The organism is Flavobacterium sp. CF108 (genome assembly GCF_900129795.1).
Classification (GTDB): Bacteria; Bacteroidota; Bacteroidia; order Flavobacteriales; family Flavobacteriaceae; genus Flavobacterium.
Window position 1 is genome coordinate 276274 of record NZ_FQWW01000004.1, and the last position, 18870, is coordinate 295143.

The 18870-nt window shown below is 34.6% G+C and carries 12 protein-coding genes; 2 read left to right on the plus strand and 10 right to left on the minus strand.

The window, feature by feature from the left end; translation table 11 throughout:
* The first annotated feature begins 77 nt into the window (after positions 1-77).
* The gene (locus BUE10_RS12975; RefSeq protein ID WP_073485688.1) at positions 78-1073 is read left to right on the plus strand and encodes an NAD(P)H-dependent glycerol-3-phosphate dehydrogenase; all 996 of its coding nucleotides are present in this window, start codon (positions 78-80) and stop codon (positions 1071-1073) included.
* A 188-nt stretch (positions 1074-1261) separates the two neighbouring features.
* On the opposite strand, the gene BUE10_RS12980 is transcribed toward BUE10_RS12975, so the two are convergent.
* The 4 genes from BUE10_RS12980 to BUE10_RS12995 all read right to left on the minus strand — a co-directional run bounded on the left by BUE10_RS12980 (position 1262) and on the right by BUE10_RS12995 (position 4203).
* Positions 1262-1669 (minus strand): hypothetical protein, encoded by a 408-nt coding sequence (locus tag BUE10_RS12980; RefSeq protein WP_073485690.1) that lies wholly within the window; start codon positions 1667-1669, stop codon positions 1262-1264.
* Positions 1670-1745: 76 nt separating this feature from the next.
* A complete protein-coding gene (gene pheS / locus BUE10_RS12985; protein ID WP_053473415.1) occupies positions 1746-2765 on the minus strand; it encodes a phenylalanine--tRNA ligase subunit alpha in 1020 nt (339 codons plus the stop codon).
* Between the two features lie 135 nt (positions 2766-2900).
* Positions 2901-3257, minus strand: a complete 357-nt coding sequence (locus tag BUE10_RS12990) for a hypothetical protein (RefSeq protein WP_073485692.1) — start codon at positions 3255-3257, stop codon at positions 2901-2903.
* Between the two features lie 160 nt (positions 3258-3417).
* A complete protein-coding gene (locus BUE10_RS12995; protein ID WP_073485693.1) occupies positions 3418-4203 on the minus strand; it encodes a hypothetical protein in 786 nt (261 codons plus the stop codon).
* Between the two features lie 50 nt (positions 4204-4253).
* Here BUE10_RS12995 and BUE10_RS13000 point away from each other — a divergent pair, with 50 nt between their 5' ends.
* Complete coding sequence (locus BUE10_RS13000; protein WP_073485695.1) at positions 4254-4802, plus strand: CvpA family protein; 549 nt, start codon at positions 4254-4256, stop codon at positions 4800-4802.
* 346 nt (positions 4803-5148) lie between these two features.
* On the opposite strand, the gene BUE10_RS13005 is transcribed toward BUE10_RS13000, so the two are convergent.
* The 6 genes from BUE10_RS13005 to BUE10_RS13030 all read right to left on the minus strand — a co-directional run bounded on the left by BUE10_RS13005 (position 5149) and on the right by BUE10_RS13030 (position 18680).
* Complete coding sequence (locus BUE10_RS13005; protein WP_073485697.1) at positions 5149-7605, minus strand: glycoside hydrolase family 95 protein; 2457 nt, start codon at positions 7603-7605, stop codon at positions 5149-5151.
* 247 nt (positions 7606-7852) lie between these two features.
* A complete protein-coding gene (locus tag BUE10_RS13010) occupies positions 7853-9802 on the minus strand; it encodes a sialate O-acetylesterase (protein ID WP_073485699.1) in 1950 nt (649 codons plus the stop codon).
* A 114-nt stretch (positions 9803-9916) separates the two neighbouring features.
* Entirely contained in the window at positions 9917-11422 is a 1506-nt protein-coding gene (locus tag BUE10_RS13015) for a cellulase family glycosylhydrolase (protein WP_073485701.1), read from the minus strand.
* Between the two features lies 1 nt (position 11423).
* On the minus strand, positions 11424-13658 hold the full coding sequence (locus BUE10_RS13020; protein WP_083598077.1) for a glycoside hydrolase family 3 C-terminal domain-containing protein: 2235 nt from the start codon (positions 13656-13658) through the stop codon (positions 11424-11426).
* An 84-nt stretch (positions 13659-13742) separates the two neighbouring features.
* Positions 13743-15749 carry a glycoside hydrolase family 97 protein gene (locus tag BUE10_RS13025; protein WP_073485705.1) on the minus strand — a complete coding sequence of 669 codons (2007 nt, stop codon included), beginning with the start codon at positions 15747-15749 and terminating at the stop codon, positions 13743-13745.
* 531 nt (positions 15750-16280) lie between these two features.
* A complete protein-coding gene (locus BUE10_RS13030) occupies positions 16281-18680 on the minus strand; it encodes a glycoside hydrolase family 31 protein (protein ID WP_073485707.1) in 2400 nt (799 codons plus the stop codon).
* Positions 18681-18870: the final 190 nt, after the last annotated feature.

The following is an 18870-nucleotide window of genomic DNA, read 5'->3' on the forward strand; positions in this document are numbered from 1 at the left end:
CATTCATCAAATTTCTTAAATCAGATTTTGTATTATTACTACATTATTAAGTACTTTTGTCTTAAATTATTAAAATAATGAGCGGAAAATTAAAATTTGCAGTAATTGGAGGAGGAAGCTGGGCAACGGCAATTACAAAGATGTTATGTGTGAATCTTTCAGAAATTGCCTGGTACATGCGTAATGAATCTGCAATCGAACATATCCAAAAATACAAACACAATCCAAACTATTTAAGTTCTGTTGAATTTGACACCAGCAAACTTAAATTAACAAGCAATATAAACGAAGCAATTGAATTTGCTGATTATATCATTTTTGCGATCCCATCTGCTTTTTTAGATGCCGAATTAAAAAACATGACGGTTTCATTAGCTGATAAAATCATTTTTTCAGCCATTAAAGGAATTGTTCCAGAAACAAGTTTAATCGTTGGTGAACACTTTCACATTCAATACGATATTCCATATTATAATATTGGTGTTATTACTGGCCCTTGCCACGCTGAGGAAGTTGCTCTTGAAAGGCTTTCGTATTTAACAATTGCCTGCGGAGATCCCGAAAAAGCCCGTACAGTTGCAAAATCGCTGTCGGGAAATTACATTAAAGCTAAAATTTCTGATGATATCATTGGTACCGAATATGCTGCAATGCTTAAAAACATTTATGCGATCGCTGCCGGAATTGCTCATGGTTTAGGTTATGGAGATAATTTCCAATCAGTTATGATGAGTAACGGAATTCGCGAAATGAAAAAATTCATCCGTAAAGTTCATAAAATGAAACGTAACATTAATGATTCTGCTTATTTAGGAGATTTATTGGTTACAGGATATTCGGTTTTCTCCAGAAACAGAATGTTTGGAAATATGATTGGAAAAGGATATACAGTAAAAAGTGCTATGATGGAAATGAGCATGGTTGCCGAAGGTTATTACGCAACAAAAAGTGCTTATAAACTAAATCAGGGTTACGGAGCAAAAACGCCTATTATAGACGCTGTTTATGCTGTTTTATATGATGGAAAAGATGCGAAGTCTGTATTTAAGAAATTGACGGAGTCTTTGGATTAGTTTTTTTTGAAGAATATAGAGTATAGAAAATAGACTTATACTTTGAGAATAAAAAAGAGTCAGGACTTATTTAATTTCGTCTTGACTCTTTTTCTTTTCCTGCAAGGTTTTTAAAACCTTGTAGGTATTTATTATAGGTGTGTTAAATTCTAAACCTACAAGGTTTTAAAAACCTTGCAGGAGAAATGCTATTTCACCATTATTCCTTCAACAAACAAAATAGGCACTTCTTCTGTATTATTTTCGTTAATTAAATTCGATTTGAATATGAATTTCTTATCGTACAAAGTACTCCCAATGAAGAATGTTACCATAAATTCATTATTCAAAACTAAAAGGCTTTTCTCTATCATTTCAATCTTTACTACAGAAACAGCCGGAACTTCAACAAAAGCGTGACGCAAAACAGATGTTTTTTTCATTTCACCATCAATAGTTCCAAATGCTTTTGATACCACCATAACACTGTCTAAATTAAAGTCGTTGTCGTTTACAAGATAAGCGTACCATACTTTTTCCATAAAATCATCGCTCCATTCCTGCACCGCAGCAAGAAACACATTTTCAACTTCTGGAATTGTTATATCTTTTTTCATATGAGTCAAAAGTTATAAAGTCAAAAGTCGAAAGTCCCATACTTTGAGACTTTCGACTTTTGACTTTCGACTTAAATTAAATATTTGCTTTAAATTGCTCTAAGAAACGAACATCATTTTCATAGAACATACGTATATCGCCAATTTGGTATAAAAGCATCGCAATACGCTCTACTCCCATTCCAAAAGCAAAACCGTTATATTCGTCTGGATTAATATCGCAGTTTTTCAAAACGTTTGGATCAACCATTCCGCAGCCACCAATTTCTAACCAGCCCGTTCCTTTTGTAATACGGTAATCTGTTTCAGTTTTTAGTCCCCAATAAATATCAATTTCAGCACTTGGCTCTGTAAAAGGGAAATACGACGGACGAAGACGGATTTTAGATTTTCCGAACATTTCTTTAGTAAAATAAAGCAACGTCTGTTTCAAATCTGCAAAAGAAACATCTTTATCAATATACAATCCTTCAACCTGATGAAAAATACAGTGTGAACGCGATGAAATAGCTTCATTACGGAAAACACGTCCCGGAGAAATAGTACGAATTGGCGGTTTATGATTTTCCATATAACGCACCTGAACAGATGATGTATGCGTACGCAATAACACGTCAGGATTGGTCTGAATGAAAAATGTATCCTGCATATCTCTTGCCGGATGATATTCCGGAAGGTTTAATGCAGTAAAGTTATGCCAGTCGTCTTCGATTTCCGGACCTTCAGAAACGTTGAATCCAATATTGGCAAAAATATCTATAATCTGATTTTTTACGATAGAAATAGGATGACGAGAACCAATAATTACCGGTTCTGCAGCACGTGTTAAATCGCCAAAAATTCCTTTTGTTTCTTCTTTGCTTTCAAGTTCTTCCTGAATAACTCTTACTTTTTCTTCAGCAACAGCTTTTAAAGTATTTATTACTTGTCCAAAGTCTTTTTTCTGATCGTTTGGAATATTTTTAAATTCAGTAAAAAGTTCTTTCAATAAACCTTTACTTCCTAAATATTTAATACGGAATTGTTCTAACGATTCTTTATTTTTCTCATTAAAGGCTTTAGCTTCCTCTATATGTTGTTTGATCTTATCTATCATTTTCCTTCGATAATTGAGAGTACAAATTTAAGTAAAAAAGTGAGATGTTATGGGTTAGACGCAAGAAGTATTTCCAAACTCTACTAATATTTTCAATCCAAAATCTAAAATCTACACTCTAAAATCTAAAATTATTTACTCAATAAGTTTTCTTTCTAAAAAATAATTTACAATTGCTTCTTTCATTAAAACAGATTGTTCTCCGGCTTTTAGCGGAGGCAATTGTTCTTTTACTTTGTAATGCGGCCAGCCTTCAGCATCAAAAAAATCAAATTCATAAAACCCATAAGGTTCAAGCAGTCTGCAGATTGCAATATGCATTAAGTTTAATTTTTCATCTTTTTTGAATTCACGGTGCACTTTTCCAAGTTCCTGAACTCCAATTAGGTAAATTATGGCATCCAAATCTAAATCTTCTCCTTGCGAAAATTGATTTGAAAGTATATCGACGAGCTTTTCCCAGCGCTCTTTTAGTTGTGTATCTCTAGACATTTTTATTTATGATTTTAGATTTTAGATTGCTGATTTAAAATCTAAAATCTGCAATCTGAAGTCTTAAATTAGAGCTGCAAAGATACGCAGTTCAAATTTCAATCATACCAAAAATAAAAAATATAGGATTTTAAAATAATATTACCGAAAGTCTGCTTGTTTATTGATATTCAATAACCGTTTTTGAAATCACAAAATTATTCGATTTTGCGATCTTTTTTATTTCTACTGGAAACTCATCAGCATTATACGTTATTTCAAAATTATAATAAACAGGAGTTTCAGTTGTAACAGGACTATAATACTCTCTTGAAGTAACATTATTATTAGATATTCCGTCAAAGCCTTCTGTCTCAAAAACAAGTCGATAATATTTATTCATAAATTTCATCGGGTTGTTTTTATTATCATAAAAATATTTGTTTTTAGAAACTGTTTCAGGACCAAATAAAGAGGATTTCTCTGTAATTTCAGTCGCATTTTTATTCTGATCAAAAGAATATATTGATTGTTCCTGAACTACAAAATTTCCACCTGTTAAGTAACCTGATTTTTGCAAATTAAGAATTCCATTTTTATACCAATACTCAGTTCTCTCATCTTGATTTGCTCCTGATAAAGTATATTCTAAAAGATCTCCATCATAATAAAATGTTGTAGAACCATTTGCAATATCATTTTTAAAATAATTTACCTTACTGATTTTATCTCCATTATATACAAATTCAGATCTGTTTTTACCCGAAGTAACGCTTTTTAAAACATTATTTTCGTATGAAAAATTTAATGTTTGGGTTTCAGAATCGTTCGAAAAATAAATGGTTTCAGTTATTTTTTTTATCAGAATTGATTTTGGATCAACTGTATTATCTTTGTCTCCGTTGTCGTTTGAACAAGATGTAAATAATATAACAGCTAAAATTTTGATTAACAGGTTTTTTCTCATTGTGGTATTTTTTACAAAAATAGAAATATAATTCATTTCATAACCTTACCATGAGTTTTTTTGATATTATCGTTGCCGCGCTTTTAATTTATAGTCTTTATAAAGGAATTAAAAACGGTCTTTTTGTAGAAGTTGCTTCTTTTATTTCGCTGCTATTAGGGATTTATCTTGCGATTAAATTTTCTTCTTTAATAGCTGGCATGATTTCAAAACATGTTTCGTGGAATCCCACTAATATTCAAATTACGGCTTTTATACTAACTTTTATTCTGGTTGTAATTGGTGTTTATTTCCTTGCTAAAATATTAACCGGAATTGCTGATTTTGCAATGCTGGGCTGGATGAATAAGTTAGGCGGAGGCTTTTTCAGAATCTTAAAAACAATCCTGATCTTAAGTATTTTTATTGCTTTATTCGAGAAAATCAATTTCAATAATACTTTTGCTAAAAAAGAAACTTTAGATAAATCTATTTTCTATAATCCGGTGAAAAAAGTCGCGGCTTTTGTTTATCCTTCTATTGAAAAATGGTACGAAACTTTTAAAGAAAAACAGGCTGAGAAACCTGAAGAAGGAAAAGATACTTCTAAAAAAGAATAATATTATTTACAAAGTAAACCCGACAGGTTTTAAAAACCTGTCGGGTTTAATCATATTTATTAATTAGAAAAAACCTTTATAAAAGTTTAAAACTATTATAAAGGTTTTTTTCAAGAGAGATTAATAGCCTCCAGTTTTAACTGGAGGTTTGAGAATAGATATACATACAAGGCTTTAGTCAAAATAATGCATTTAGGCTAAAGCCATTTGGTTGTTGAAACTAAAAAACCTCCAGTTAAAACTGGAGGCAATTCATCTGTTTGTCAGGCTGAGCGAAGTCGAAGCCCTTTTATGTTAATCGAGCCTTCGACTTCGCTCAGGATGACAATAGTTTTCAAAATAATATTTAGAAATTTATTTCTGTTTTCTCACCTTTCTTTAAAGTAATATCTTGTTTTTTATCTCCGAAAATTAAAGTTGTTTTTCCTCCTTTTTTTGAAGAAACAATTACTTTTTCGGGTTTCTTATTACTCCAAGTCATTTCGATTTCAAATCCCCCTCTTGCGCAGATTCCTTTTACAGAACCTTGTTCCCATGCATCTGGTAAAGCCGGAAGTAATCTAATTTCGTTTTCATCAGACTGCACTAACATTTCGGCAACTGCAGCGGCTCCTCCAAAATTACCATCAATTTGAAATGGAGGATGCGCGTCGAATAAATTTGGGTACGTTCCTCCGCCTCTTCTTGGCTTTTCTGTTTTCTTTCCATCGGGATCAACATAACGAAGTAATTCACGGAACATTTTATAAGCACGGTTTCCGTCCCAAAGTCTTGCCCAAAGATTAATTCTCCATCCTTTTGACCAGCCCGTTGTTTCATCGCCTTTTATTTCGAGTGTTTTTCTCGAAGCTTCGGCTAAATCTGGAGTTTTTAATGGCGTAATATGATCTCCCGGAAAAAGTCCGAATAACTGCGATTGATGGCGGTGTTTCGGATCATTATCTTCCCAATCAAAATACCATTCCTGCAGGTTTCCTTTTTTTCCAATTTGATACGGATGTAATTTCGCTAAATCGGCTTCTAATTCCGCTCTGAAATCAGCATCAATATTTAAAATTTTTGAAGCTTTTATCGTTTTATCAAAACATTCACGAATCATCGCTAAATCAGCCGTTCCGCCATACATAGTTGCACCAACAAAGCCATTTTCCAGTTTATATTGATTTTCTGGTGATGTAGACGGTCCTGTAATCAAATTTCCGTTTTTATCTTCCACCAGCCAGCCGCGACAAAATTGAGCTGCGCCTTTCATCAAAGCATATCCTTCTTTCTTTAAATAAGCCTCATCTTGAGTAAAAATATAATGCTCCCAAATATGTGTACTCAGCCACGCTCCCCCCATTGGCCAGCATGCCCACATGGGTTCTTCTTTTCCGAATTGTCCCACGGGATTTGTCATAGCCCAAATATCAGAATTGTGTGCCGCCGCCCAGCCTTCATTTACACCATAAAAAGTCTTTGCTGTTACTTTTCCAGTTACCGAAAGATTCTTTATAAAACTCAAAAGCGGCAAATGCATTTCTGAAAGATTGGTGTTTTCTGCCAGCCAGTAATTTTCCTCCAGATTAATATTCATAGTGTAATTACTGCTCCAAGGCGGATTCAAATACGGATTCCAAATTCCCTGCAAATTTGCCGGAACACCCAATGTTCTTGAAGAACTAATCAATAAATATCGACCGTAATTAAAATACAAAACTTCGAGGTTTTTATCTTCTTTTCCGTCAGCATAACGTAATAAACGTTCGTCTGTTGGTAAATCTGGTGCCGTGGTTTTGCCTAAATCTAAATTTACACGATTATAGAATTTTTGGTAATCAGCAAGATGTGCTTTTTTTATTTCATCGAATGATTTTGAAAATGCGTTGTTTAGATTCTTTTTTGCAATTGCATCTGCAACTCCATCAATAGAAGGATTTTCTTTAAAACCTTTAAAACTAGTAGCAATTGAAACATAAATTACAGCTTCGGTTGCATTTTTTACTCCTATTGTTTTATTGGTTGAAGTTACAGTTCCGTCAGTATTTTTAATTTTTAATAAAGAAGCGAACCTCGTGCCTCTTATAATATTTTTTTCTTTTAAAGCTTCTTTTTCCATCTCTGCCTTTTGTGCGTCTGTTGGAAACGCTGGGAGATATGCCGATTTAAAATATCCAGGATTTTCATGAATCGGTGCAACACCATTCATTGCCAAAACATTATTTTTTACTTCAAAAGTTGATGCTAATAAACTGCTTGGATTAATTTCAAAATTTAAAGCGCCTTTTTGACTGCTTGTTAATTTGATAATCATGATTTGATCAGGCGCCGAAACGAAATATTCTCTTGTATATTTTACGCCGTCAATTTCATAAGTCACTCTTGAAACGGCATTTGAAATATCCAATTCTCGATAATAATTAGAAGCTTTTCCATTATTTGAATGTGTTATTTCTAAAGTCCCAAGCGGCGCATATGACTCGGAGTTTTTACCTTGCAAGTTTTTATTTAATTCCTCTGCAAGTTTATAATCTTCTTTATTTAAAGCCTCTCGAATTGACTTCAGATTTTGATAGGCAAAGGTATTCATATTGGCATGAACAGGTTCTCCCGACCAAAGTGTAATATCATTCAAATAAATTTTATCTGAATTTACGCCTCCAAAAACTGTCGCGCCCATTTTTCCATTTCCTAAAACTAAACTTTCTTCAAAGAAATCTGCTGGCTTATCGTACCATAAAACATGTTTCGACTGCGCTGAAATGTTTGTGTAGTAAGATGTGAAAAGTAAAATGAGAAATGTTTTTATGAGGTTTGAGTTCATTTTGCTGCGTTTTAAATATTACCGTTCAGATGTTCCTACGGAACATTATTGTAATGTTGATTTTTTGGGTCAACGGATTTCATCCGTTGCTACCGATGAATTGTTCCTAACGGAACATTTTTATGATATCTTTTATTCTAACAGGTTTCAAAAAAAGCCGTTCGAAAAGACTTTTTACTTCTTACTAAGGACTAATTACTTCTTACTAAGGACTAATTACTATTTACTAATCACTAAGAACTAAAAACTACTTACTCACTTTATAAACTTCATTCGCCGTAATCATTTCCCAATTATCAGTTCTAAATGGTGATGCCGGAAATTTTTCTTTATTAAAAAGATTGATTTCGGTATCGTCATCTGCCCAACCGTAATGGATGGCAACGGGATTTTGAACCTGATTGCTTGATACAATTACTTTGTTGTCTTTTATTATCGCTTTCGCGGAATGAAAAACTTTGTCTGCTCCGGCGATTTCGAATCCTTTTAGGTTTTCTGAATTATCTGAAGAAGTCAAACCCGAACCAATATTCTCAAAAGTCAAAATAATTTGATTTCCTTTTATTTCCTGCGATTTATAAGTTGGTCCGCTATGAACTTGTTTTTTTCCATAAACATTGTTTAAGGCAACTGCTGCCAAACGTAAACCAATGTCTTGTTTGTTAGTTGGATGAATGTCTTTTGCATTTCCGATATCAGTCGTAACCGCCATACCTGTATTTGGTAATTTTAGCGTTTCAGATTGTGCTTCGCGAAGTTCTGCCCAGCGGCTTCCTACTTTACTATTGCCATTTTGCTCATTGAAAGTTGACAATTGAACAAAATAGAAAGGAAAATCGCCTTGCTTAAATTTTGTTCGCCAATCTGTAATCATTAAGGGAAATGCCTTTTTATACTGATTTGCTCTCCAAACATTCGCCTCGCCCTGATACCATAAAACACCTTCAATTGCATACGGAACCAACGGGTTTACCATGGCATTATATAATAACGACGGATAACTGTTTGGTGACAAAGATGTTTTTACAACAATAACTTTAAATTTCCATCTCCCGTCAAGCGGAATATTTTTACTGCCTAAACTTAGTTTTAAATCGGCAGCGTCGCCGTAGATTCCCCCGCCGCCACTGTTGTCAACGATTCTAACTGCGATAACATTTTTTCCTTCTTTTAAAATATTTGATGGGATTTCATAAACACGTTTTAAATCATATTGTGTATTTCTTCCAACTTCAATTCCGTTTACATATGTAATGTCTTCATCGTCGATTTTTGAAAGATAAAGTGTTGCTTTCTTTTTAATATCTTCTGCAGAAAGTGTAATGGTTTTTCGCATCCAAACCACGCCGTCTAAATCGCCTAAAGACTGATTTTCCCATAAACTCGGCGTATTTAATTCTCCCCAAGATGAATCGTTGAATTCTGAATCCTTAAAAGTATTTTCATTATCTGTACTTACCGGAGTTCCCTGAATTTTTTCGATTCTTTCTTTCATATGTTTTGCGTACAATTTTGAGATAGAATCTACATTAAGTGTTGGAACATCAGCAATCATGGTTTTAAAATCATTGCTTTTTTGAAATGCTTCACGACTTGTCCATGTTTCAACATTCGTTCCGCCCCAAGAAGTATTAATAATTCCGACTGGAATTTTTAATTCAGCATATAATTTTCTGGCGAAATAATATCCAACTGCTGTAAAATTGCCAACCGTTTCTTTATTTGCTTGTTCCCATTTTCCGGCTTTTAAATCGTCTTTTGGTTTTCCGCTTAAATCTTGTGCAACTCCAAAATGACGAATCATAGGGCAATCAGAATTTGCAATTTCTTTTTCGGCATTTATCGTTTTAGAAACCTGAAATTCCATATTCGATTGTCCACTGCAAATCCATACTTCACCAACCAAAACATTTTTGATTGTAATTTTATTTTTTCCGATAATTATTAATTCGAAAGGTCCGCCGGCTTTTTCAGAATTTAGATTTAAAGTCCATTTTCCGTTTTTATCGGCAGTTGTTTTTTGTATTTGTTTGTTAAAATGAACCTCTATTTTTTCATCTGCATCGGCAAAACCCCAAACCGGGATTTTTTTGTCGCGCTGCAACACCATTCCGTCAGAAAACAGCAAAGGCATTTTGACATTTGCGTTAGCTAAAACATTTATTATCAAAAAAATAAATAAGATATTTTTTTTCATTTCTTCTAAATTAAAATTGTTTAAACCATATAAGTGATATAAGTAAAATTAAGTTTTTAATTAATCCTAAACTTAAATTATCTTATATCACTTATATGGTTTATAAAAACTTTTTTACTGTAATCCTTCCTTCAAAGCTGTTAAAGCCTGAGTGTCGAAAACGGTATTATCACTTCTTTTAAAAATTCCAAAACCGTTATTTCCAAGGCTGCCTTCATCCCAATAAAAAGGTAATAATCCATTTGCTTTTGCAGTTTTTACGACCATTTTTAAATAATAGGCTCTCGAAGCTAAATGTAAAGTTAAAGCATCTCCGGTTAAAGTCGTTCTGCGGATTGCTCCAAATTCTCCTAACAAAACCGGAATTCCTTTATCGACAAATTGCGTTTTCATTAATTTGAAATTTTTCTCTAAATCTGCTTCTTCCCCATAAGTTGCATTTCGTTCTGTATCTGTTGTTGAGTGATAATTTGCTCCCCAGTAATAGAACATTTTTCCCCAGGTTTCATCTTTAGTTAAACCTGCAAAATTCCAAGGACTATAATAATGAACTTCAACCATCATTCTGTTGGCAGCTGAATCTGTTGGCAAAGCAGTCATTAATTTGTTTGTTTTTTCAATATCTGTTGTTGGCCCCTGAACCACTAAAGTACGATAAGCATTTTTTCCACCGGTAGAGCGAACTGCATTAATAAATGTTTGATGATACGAAGTTAAAACTGCCATTTGCGCAGCATCTTCAACCGCTGGTTCATTCGCACTTGCAAAAAGCAAATGCTCGTCGAATCCACGCAAATGTGTTGCGATTTGTTCCCAGAATGCTTTTTGTTTGGCATTGTTTTCTACTTTTTTAGCTTCGGTAATATTATTTTCCAACCAGCCGCCGTCCCAGTGAATATTTACGAGAACATACATATCATTATCCACACAATACTGCACCACTTCTTTTACTCTGTCAAGCCATTCAGTTTTGATTTTGGCTGTAGCCGAATTTTCTACATATTGATTCCATGAACAAGGAATTCTTATTGCATTAAATCCATTTGCTTTTACAGCATCAATTAGTGCTTTTGTAACTTTTGGATTTCCCCATGCGGTTTCTCCGCCAATTGCTTCCATTGTATTACCAATGTTCCAGCCTAATTTTATTTTTCCTGCTAATTGTACTGCAGTACTTGACATTCCGGATTGATCTGCCGCAATTGGGTTTGTATTATAATTTGGGTATAAACCAGCAACTACTGCTGCACCTGCCTGAGTAACTGCAATTTGTACAGATGAAGTTTCACCTGAGTTAATTGTAATAGTTGCCGTTCTTGCTTCTGTACTTGTATTTTCCAGAGCTGTTATTTTAACGGTAATAGTTCCAGAAGTTCCTCCTGCCTGACTTATCTGAATCCAGCTTGAATTTGGATTACTAATTGTCCATGCTGTAACATTTGTATTGATCTTTATGCTGGCTTCACTGCCTTTGCTTACAAAATCAATTTTATTGGTATCTACTGTAAGTGTTTTTGTCACTGCTTTTTCTTCTTCTTTATCAGAACTGCAAGCCCAAAGGCTTAAAAAAGAGAAGCATAAAATGCTGCTCAATAAGTAAATTTTAATTGTGTTTTTCATCTTATTTGGTTGTTATAGCGATTTCTTTTTTAATATCTCTTGAAGAATTCCCCACTTTTAAAGTGTATTTTCCTGGTTCAACTGTCCATTTTTTGGCAGCAACATCATAATAAGCCAGTTCTTTTACCGGAACTTTAATGATAACGGTTTGTGAAGATCCGGCTTTAACTAATACTTTCGAAAATCCTTTTAGTTCCTGAGCTGCACGGATTACTTTAGAATTTGATTTTGAAGCATATAATTGAACGACTTCTTTTCCATCAACTTTTCCTGTGTTTTTTACTTCAACAGAAACAGAAATTGTTTCATTTTGAGCATAATCAGTTTTATCTGCTTTAGCATTTTCAAAAGCAAAAGTAGTGTATGATAATCCGTAACCAAAAGGATATAAAGGCGCGATATTTTTAGTGTCAAACCAACGGTATCCTATCAAAATTCCTTCGGCATAATTTACTGTTTTTCCTCCGGGGAAACTGTTTGTGGCGTGCGCCGGAGAATCCATAATATCTTTAGGCATTGTCCAAGGTAGTTTTCCTGACGGATTTACTTTTCCTAATAATACATCGGCTAAGGCATTTCCTCCTTCAGAACCATTAAACCAAGACCAAACTACGGCTGGGCTTTTTTTGCTGATATTTTCAATTTCAAAAGGCGCGCCTGCAACAAAAACAACAATCGTTTTTGGGTTTACAGCTAATACTTTTTGAATTAATTCTTCTTGTCCAAAAGGCAAATGCAAATCTCTACGGTCAGAAGCTTCTGTTTCATAATCACGGTTTGAACCTGCAAAGATGATTGCAACATCAGATTTTTTTGCTGCTTCAACTGCTTCCTGAACTTTTGCCGGATCTAACTTATCGATTGTTACCGGGCCGTTTGAAGTTATGTTTCCTAAATTTCCTTTATTTTTTTCGTCGTAACGTTCTAAATATCCTTCGGCATAATTGATTTTTATTGAAGATGGAAGTCTGTTTTTTAAACCTTCAAGCGGTGTAATTTCTCTTTTGGTTTTTACTCCGGCACCAAATCCGCCAAGAGCGTTTTTCTTTGTCGCGTTATTTCCAATTATGGCGATAGATTTAACTCCATCTAATTTTAATGGCAATGCATTGTTTTCATTTTTCAATAAAACAACCGCTTCTGCAGCAATTTTATAGGCATCCTTGTAATGTGCTTCGGTTGCGATGCTTCCTTTTGTACGCTCGCCACCGCCCATTGCTTTAACTTGAAATAAAACTCGCAAAATACGTTTTACGTGCAGATCAATTTCTTTTTCTGAAACTTCACCAGATTTAACCGCAGCAATCAATTTATCAGCAAGGAAAAATTCATTGAAAGGTTTTGGTGTTCCCATTTCAATATCTAAACCATTTTTCAACGTTTTTGCTGTAGAATGCACCGCAGCCCAATCTGAAACAACAATTCCTTTAAATCCCCATTCATCACGAAGAATTTTATTGAGCATATAATCGTTTTCACATAAATATTCTCCTCTAAATTTATTGTAAGCTCCCATTATACTGTATGCTTTTGCTTCTTTTACTGAAGCTTCAAAAGCCGGAAGATAAATTTCACGAAGTGTACGTTCGTCAATTTGTACATCGACATAATCACGATTCGTCTCCTGATTGTTTGCGGCATAATGTTTTACACAAGCCATTACATCTTTTTCCTGTAAACCAACAATCAATGGCACAGCGATTTTTTTATTCAAAAACGGATCTTCAGACATGTATTCGTAAGTTCTTCCTCCAAGCGGCGTTCTTACCATATTGATTGCCGGCGAAAGTAACATGTCTTTATCTCTTGCGCGTAATTCTTCTCCTAAACTAGTTCCAAAAGTATGCGCCATTTCTGCATTCCACGTTGCTGCTAAAGCGCCGCCTGCCGGATAATAGGTTGCAAAATCGTTTGTCCATCCAGCCGGAGCCCAATTATCACGTGAAATTTCTTCACGGACTCCAAGCGGTCCGTCGGCCATTTTTAATTCCGGAATTCCTAAACGTTTTACACCTGCATTGGCGAACATGCTGTTTCCGTGCAGCATTCCGATTTTTTCCTCAAGTGTCATTTGAGAAATTAATTTATCTATTTCGGCATCATGTTCTGAACCAATTTCTTTTCCCTGATATTCTTTCTGAGCTGCTTCAGAACCAGAATTCTGTGCTTCATTTTTACATGAAACAAAAAACATTAGTGTCAGCGCTGCCGAGAAGTATATAAATTTGTTTTTCATTGATTGTGGTTTATTAATTTTTGACAGTTATGCTAGTAAACCCGACAGGGTTTTAAAACCTGTCGGGTTTGAATATTTTCATAATTACAGTTTTTTAAATCTAATTGCTGTTCCGCCCGCTCCGCCTAATTTTAATTTTAGCGAATCTGAAGCTTTTACTGTTTTCTTTGAAATTGCTACTGCTTCAGGATTGTGTTTTTGATCTGTTCCTTCTGCATCGGCATAAATTTGTGCTTCGTAAGTTGCATTTTTATCTAAGAATGATAATGAAATTTCAAGATCTCTTGGATTTTCATTTGTGATGCTTCCTAAAAACCAATCGGCGCTGTTTCTGTCTTTACGAGCCGTTGTGATATATTGACCAATTTCTCCGTTTAATACTTTTGTGTCTTCCCAATCTGTCGGAACATCTTTTAAGAATTGCAATGCTGGTTTTCCTTCGTAGTTTTCAGGAAGATCGGCAAGCATTTGAATTGGAGAATAAGTCGTTACATAAATCGCCAATTGCTGCCCAACTGTTCCCTGAATTCTTTTTCCCGGATAACCTTGTTTTACCTCAACATCAAAAATTCCCGGTGTAAAATCCATCGGTCCAGAAAGTAATCTTGTAAACGGAATTATGCTTAAATGATTCGGCGGATTTCCTTCGCTCCAAGCATTGTATTCTTGTCCGCGCGCTGCTTCTCTCGAAACCATGTTCGGAAAAGTTCTACGTTCTCCAGTATCTTTTATCGATTCGTGGTATAAAACGGCTAAATCATATTGTGCCGCCTTTTCTAAAATGTATCTGAAATAATTTACTCCAAATTGCCCAAAATGCATTTGTTTCATATTTAATTTAGAACCTACATGACCAATTTTTACGGTATGAATTCCAAGTTTTTTGTATAAGGCAAAACCTTCGTCAACTTGTTTTAAATAATTAATCAAGTTTGAACCTGTTTCGTGATATCCGATTAATTCGATATTCTTTTTCTTTCCGTACTCGACTACTTTTTCTAAGTCAAAATTGTCTGCATTTTGAGTAAAACTGAACATGTGCATACGGTTTTCATACCAACCCGGTGTCCAGCCTTTGTTCCAGCCTTCGATCAATAAATGATTAAAACCTTCTTTAGCCGTAAAATCCATATATTCTTCGGCGTGTTTTGTGGTTGCACCTTGTTTGTCGCTTTCCCAAAAAGTATATTTTCCAATGTGCATTCCCCACCAAATTCCTAAATATTTATAGGGTTTGAAATAGCTGTTTGTGTTTTTTAATTTGTTTGGTTCGTTTAGATTTAAAATCAAATAAGACATAATTAAATCTGCTGGTTTTTCGCCTATTTGAATGGTTCTCCAAGATGAAGTGAACGTATCTTTTACACGAACTTTTACGCCGTCTGACCAAGGTACAAGATCGGTTTTTAATTGTGTTCCAACATTGTTTACCAAAGTTGTGCTGGCGTAATCAATTAGATTTGCTTCATGAAAGCTCAAGGCTAATCCGCTTTTACTTTCTATAGTTAATGGAGTTAAAACGGTGTCCAGTTTACTAACCGGCGCGGCTTCAAATAAATATTCGTCTCGGTTTTCTCTGTTGGCCGGAATCCACCATGCTTTTCCATCTTCTTTTAAATTAAAAGTCGTTTTTTCATCCATAATGAAAATACTGTCTTTTACATTTTGTTTTGGATATACATATCGAAAGGCAACTCCGTCATCGAAAGCCCTAAACTGAATTTCCAATTTACGTTTGTTTCCTGTTTTTTGCTGTAATTCTACAGATAACTGATTGTAATGGTTTCTAATGTTTTTCTTTTCTCCCCAAACTTGTTCCCAGGTTTCATCAAAAGTGGAGTTTTTGACATTTTTGATTTCGAAGTTGGTACTGAAATCTTCATTTCCTTTCAGTAAAAATCCTAAATCCGATGGTGTAATTACTTCGGTTTTTCCGTGTGAAACGGCATATTTAGGAGCATTTTTTACAAGCTCAAATTTGATTTTATTTTGCCCGTTTGGCGACACTAGTTCGTACGCATTTTTATTTTTCTGACTGTATCCAATCGAAACTGAAAGTAATAAAGCGGGAAGAATGAGGTAATTTTTCATGATATTTTTCTTAATTCATTTTTAATAAATCGGGCGTTGGCAGGGCTTTCGCCCGATTTAGAAACTCAACAAAAACTTATTTTTAATGCTGTATGTGATTTTTAAACACATAGAGACATAGATTTACTAAACTTACAAAAGGCGTTTCACTTGTTTAAACAAACATAGCTGGATTTGAATATTAGACTTTCACATCTACCTTATCTCGTAAAGATTTTATATCGGTAGAAAAAAAAGATAAATCCGTTTCCAGTGTCCCGTTAGGGACTATATGTTTTTCAAAATTTGTTTAGTCCCTAACGGGACAAAATTATAATGCGAAATATTTTTTTCTACCGATATAAAATCCCTACGGGATAAAACACAATCGGCATAATTGCATTATTTCTATGTGTTTATTTTTTGCCGCAGATTACACAGATTAAAATGATTTTTTTAAATTCTTTGTGTTTATTTTTTCACGCAGATTCTGCAGATTTATAATTCTCAATTTTTAATCCTTTTAATCTGTGTAATCTGTGGCATTTATCTTTATTTTATCCACTCTGTTTTAAAAGTGGTTTTTCCGTTTAATGGGTTTGCAGTTACTTCAAAATTGTTTCCGTTTTTGGTCAATTTTATTTCCTGAACTGTAGTGTCATTTGGCAAAAATACTTTGGCTGTCGCCGAAGTTGTTTTATCACTTGCATATACTTTTAAAGTTAATTTACTCCAATCCATGTCTTTTGTAGATTGTGCTAAACCAATGTGAGGCAATGCTGTTCCGTCTTTTACCAAAACTACGATTGGCACTTCGCCAGCTTTAATTTTATGCCAGCCAGATTGATACACTTTTTTAGTTTGGTAATCGATCCAAGTTCCTTCCGGAAGATAAACATCTCTTTCTGTTACTTCTTCAAAAAGCGGTGCAACCAAAATACTTGATCCGAATAAATATTCATTATCGACTAACCAAGCTCCCGGATCGTTTGGATATTCTACAAATAAAGCACGCATCATTGGCAATCCTTTTTGAGAACTTTCTTTTGCCTGAGCGTAGATATACGGCATTAATTCGTAACGCATATTATCGGCTTTTCTAAATCCTTCAAGGAAATCTTTGCTGTATAACCAAGGCTCACGCGGAGGTTCGCCGTGGCTTCTTACATGTGAAGTAAACATCCCGAATGGTGCCCATCTTCTGTATAAATTCTCCGGAGATTTTGTAGCAAATCCTCCAACATCATGACTCCAGAAACTGAATCCACTTAAGCCTAATGAAAGTCCGCCGCGTAATTCTGCCGACATTGCTCCATTTGAAGTTTCGGCATCTCCTCCCCAATGTAGAGGATAACGCTGAGATCCAGCCCATGTACTTCTTGCCCAGATTAAAGTGTATCCTTTTTCTTTTTGTGTAATTTCGGCGACAGCCTTATTATATCTTAATGGGTATAAATTGTGTTCATAAAATCCTGTTCTTCCTGAATGGTAAATTCCGTCTGGCGGTGCAGCTTCTCCAAAATCAACTTTGAAAACTGAAACTCCTTCATCAAATAATTTTTTCAATTTTGCCTGATACCATGTTACTGTTTCTGGATTTGAGAAATCTAAAACAGCATCTTCATAAGGAAGATTTCCTTTTCTGTCTCTTACGGCTAAGTTTTTGTCCATGATTTCAGGGAACAAAGTATTCTTTGGTGTGAAATATGGTAATTGCCATAAACACACATGAAAACCATCTTCTTTTAAATCTGACATCATTTTTGTTGCATCAGGAAAACGAGCTTTTGCAAACTCATAATTGTTTCTCCAATCTACATCAAACCAACCTGTATCAAAGTGAATAACATCTGTTGGGATTTTGTATTTGCGTAAATCTTTTGCTACTTCTCTTCCTTCTTTTTCTGAGAAATAAGTAATACGGCTCATCCAGAAACCGAATGACCAAAGCGGCGGCATTGCAGCTTTTCCGGTTAAATTGGTGTATTGATCTAAAACGTCTTTTGGCTCTCCAATGAAGAAAAACAAATCGGCTTCATCATCGCCAATGTACATTTCGTTGGCACTTCCAAAATATCTTCCAAAGTCAACGGTTATTGGTGTAGAATGATGCATAAAAACTCCGTAGCCGCGGCTGCTCATGTAAAACGGAATTGGTTTGTACATCGTTTCATTTTGGATTCCGTTTGCATCATCTGTCCATAAAACAACTTTTTGACCACGTTTATTGAACTGTGTGAAAGATTCTCCGCAGCCAAATATTTTTTCGTCTGGTTCTAAGCTAAAAGCTGCGCCCATACTTCTTGAATAATCGCTGTTTCTGCGAACGTACGAGAACGGAAGTGTTGGTGTATAGGTGTTTTTAAAATCGGTATCATGAAGTGTGCTTGTCAGCAATTTTCCGTTTTCATCGTAAATTTTTACGTGCCACGGTTTTGTCAAAATTTCAACTCTTCCGTGTTTACTTGTATAACTGTGACCGCCCTCGATTTTAGAATATTTCCATAATTCAGGATGATTTGGCGCAACACCGTCAACCAGCATCAAGGATTCTTTTTGTGGATGAAATTGCGGACCTGAAGTTGTTTTTATTCTGATGGTTCTGTCTGAAACAAACTGAATTTCGAATGGTAAAACAGGAGATTCTTCATATTCTGTTGTTGGAAATTCGTTTGCTTTTTCTACATCTGGTTTCATCATCATATTGTTGAAAGCCTGACGTGTTTTGTAATTGTATCTCAGATATTTTATGGTTCCTTTTCCGGTTGCAGGATCAAAAGAAGCCAATTCATCTGCAAAATAAAAAGTGTTCAGGTAATTCTGAAAATCTTTACTGATATCAATTGGTGCGTTTAATACATCTGCATTTTGGATTTGCGCCGATGCTTTTGGCGTAAGCAGCAATCCAAAAATACAGATTGAAAACAAAGTGGTTAGTTGTGCGTTTTTCATTAGTTAATTTATTCTATTTGTTAGTTCCTCCTGGAAGGTTTTTTCAAACCTTCCAGGTTTAATTTTTTCTTCTATTTAAAATCTAATTATACATTTTATTCATCCTGCAAGGTTTTCGAAACCTTGTAGGTTTATATTTTTTCCTCTATTTAAAATCTCATTATACCTACAAGGTTTGAAAAACCTTGCA

What these genes read in the sequence shown, in the direction of transcription:
- BUE10_RS13010 (WP_073485699.1), bottom strand. Translation starts at nt 9,802, where the DNA reads ATGAAAAAAAATATCTTATTTATTTTTTTGATAATAAATGTTTTAGCT.
- BUE10_RS13025 (WP_073485705.1), bottom strand. Translation starts at nt 15,749, where the DNA reads ATGAAAAATTACCTCATTCTTCCCGCTTTATTACTTTCAGTTTCGATT.
- BUE10_RS13005 (WP_073485697.1), bottom strand. Translation starts at nt 7,605, where the DNA reads ATGAACTCAAACCTCATAAAAACATTTCTCATTTTACTTTTCACATCT.
- BUE10_RS13030 (WP_073485707.1), bottom strand. Translation starts at nt 18,680, where the DNA reads ATGAAAAACGCACAACTAACCACTTTGTTTTCAATCTGTATTTTTGGA.
- BUE10_RS12980 (WP_073485690.1), bottom strand. Translation starts at nt 1,669, where the DNA reads ATGAAAAAAGATATAACAATTCCAGAAGTTGAAAATGTGTTTCTTGCT.
- pheS (WP_053473415.1), bottom strand. Translation starts at nt 2,765, where the DNA reads ATGATAGATAAGATCAAACAACATATAGAGGAAGCTAAAGCCTTTAAT.
- BUE10_RS12990 (WP_073485692.1), bottom strand. Translation starts at nt 3,257, where the DNA reads ATGTCTAGAGATACACAACTAAAAGAGCGCTGGGAAAAGCTCGTCGAT.
- BUE10_RS12975 (WP_073485688.1), top strand. Translation starts at nt 78, where the DNA reads ATGAGCGGAAAATTAAAATTTGCAGTAATTGGAGGAGGAAGCTGGGCA.
- BUE10_RS13000 (WP_073485695.1), top strand. Translation starts at nt 4,254, where the DNA reads ATGAGTTTTTTTGATATTATCGTTGCCGCGCTTTTAATTTATAGTCTT.
- BUE10_RS12995 (WP_073485693.1), bottom strand. Translation starts at nt 4,203, where the DNA reads ATGAGAAAAAACCTGTTAATCAAAATTTTAGCTGTTATATTATTTACA.
- BUE10_RS13020 (WP_083598077.1), bottom strand. Translation starts at nt 13,658, where the DNA reads ATGAAAAACAAATTTATATACTTCTCGGCAGCGCTGACACTAATGTTT.
- BUE10_RS13015 (WP_073485701.1), bottom strand. Translation starts at nt 11,422, where the DNA reads ATGAAAAACACAATTAAAATTTACTTATTGAGCAGCATTTTATGCTTC.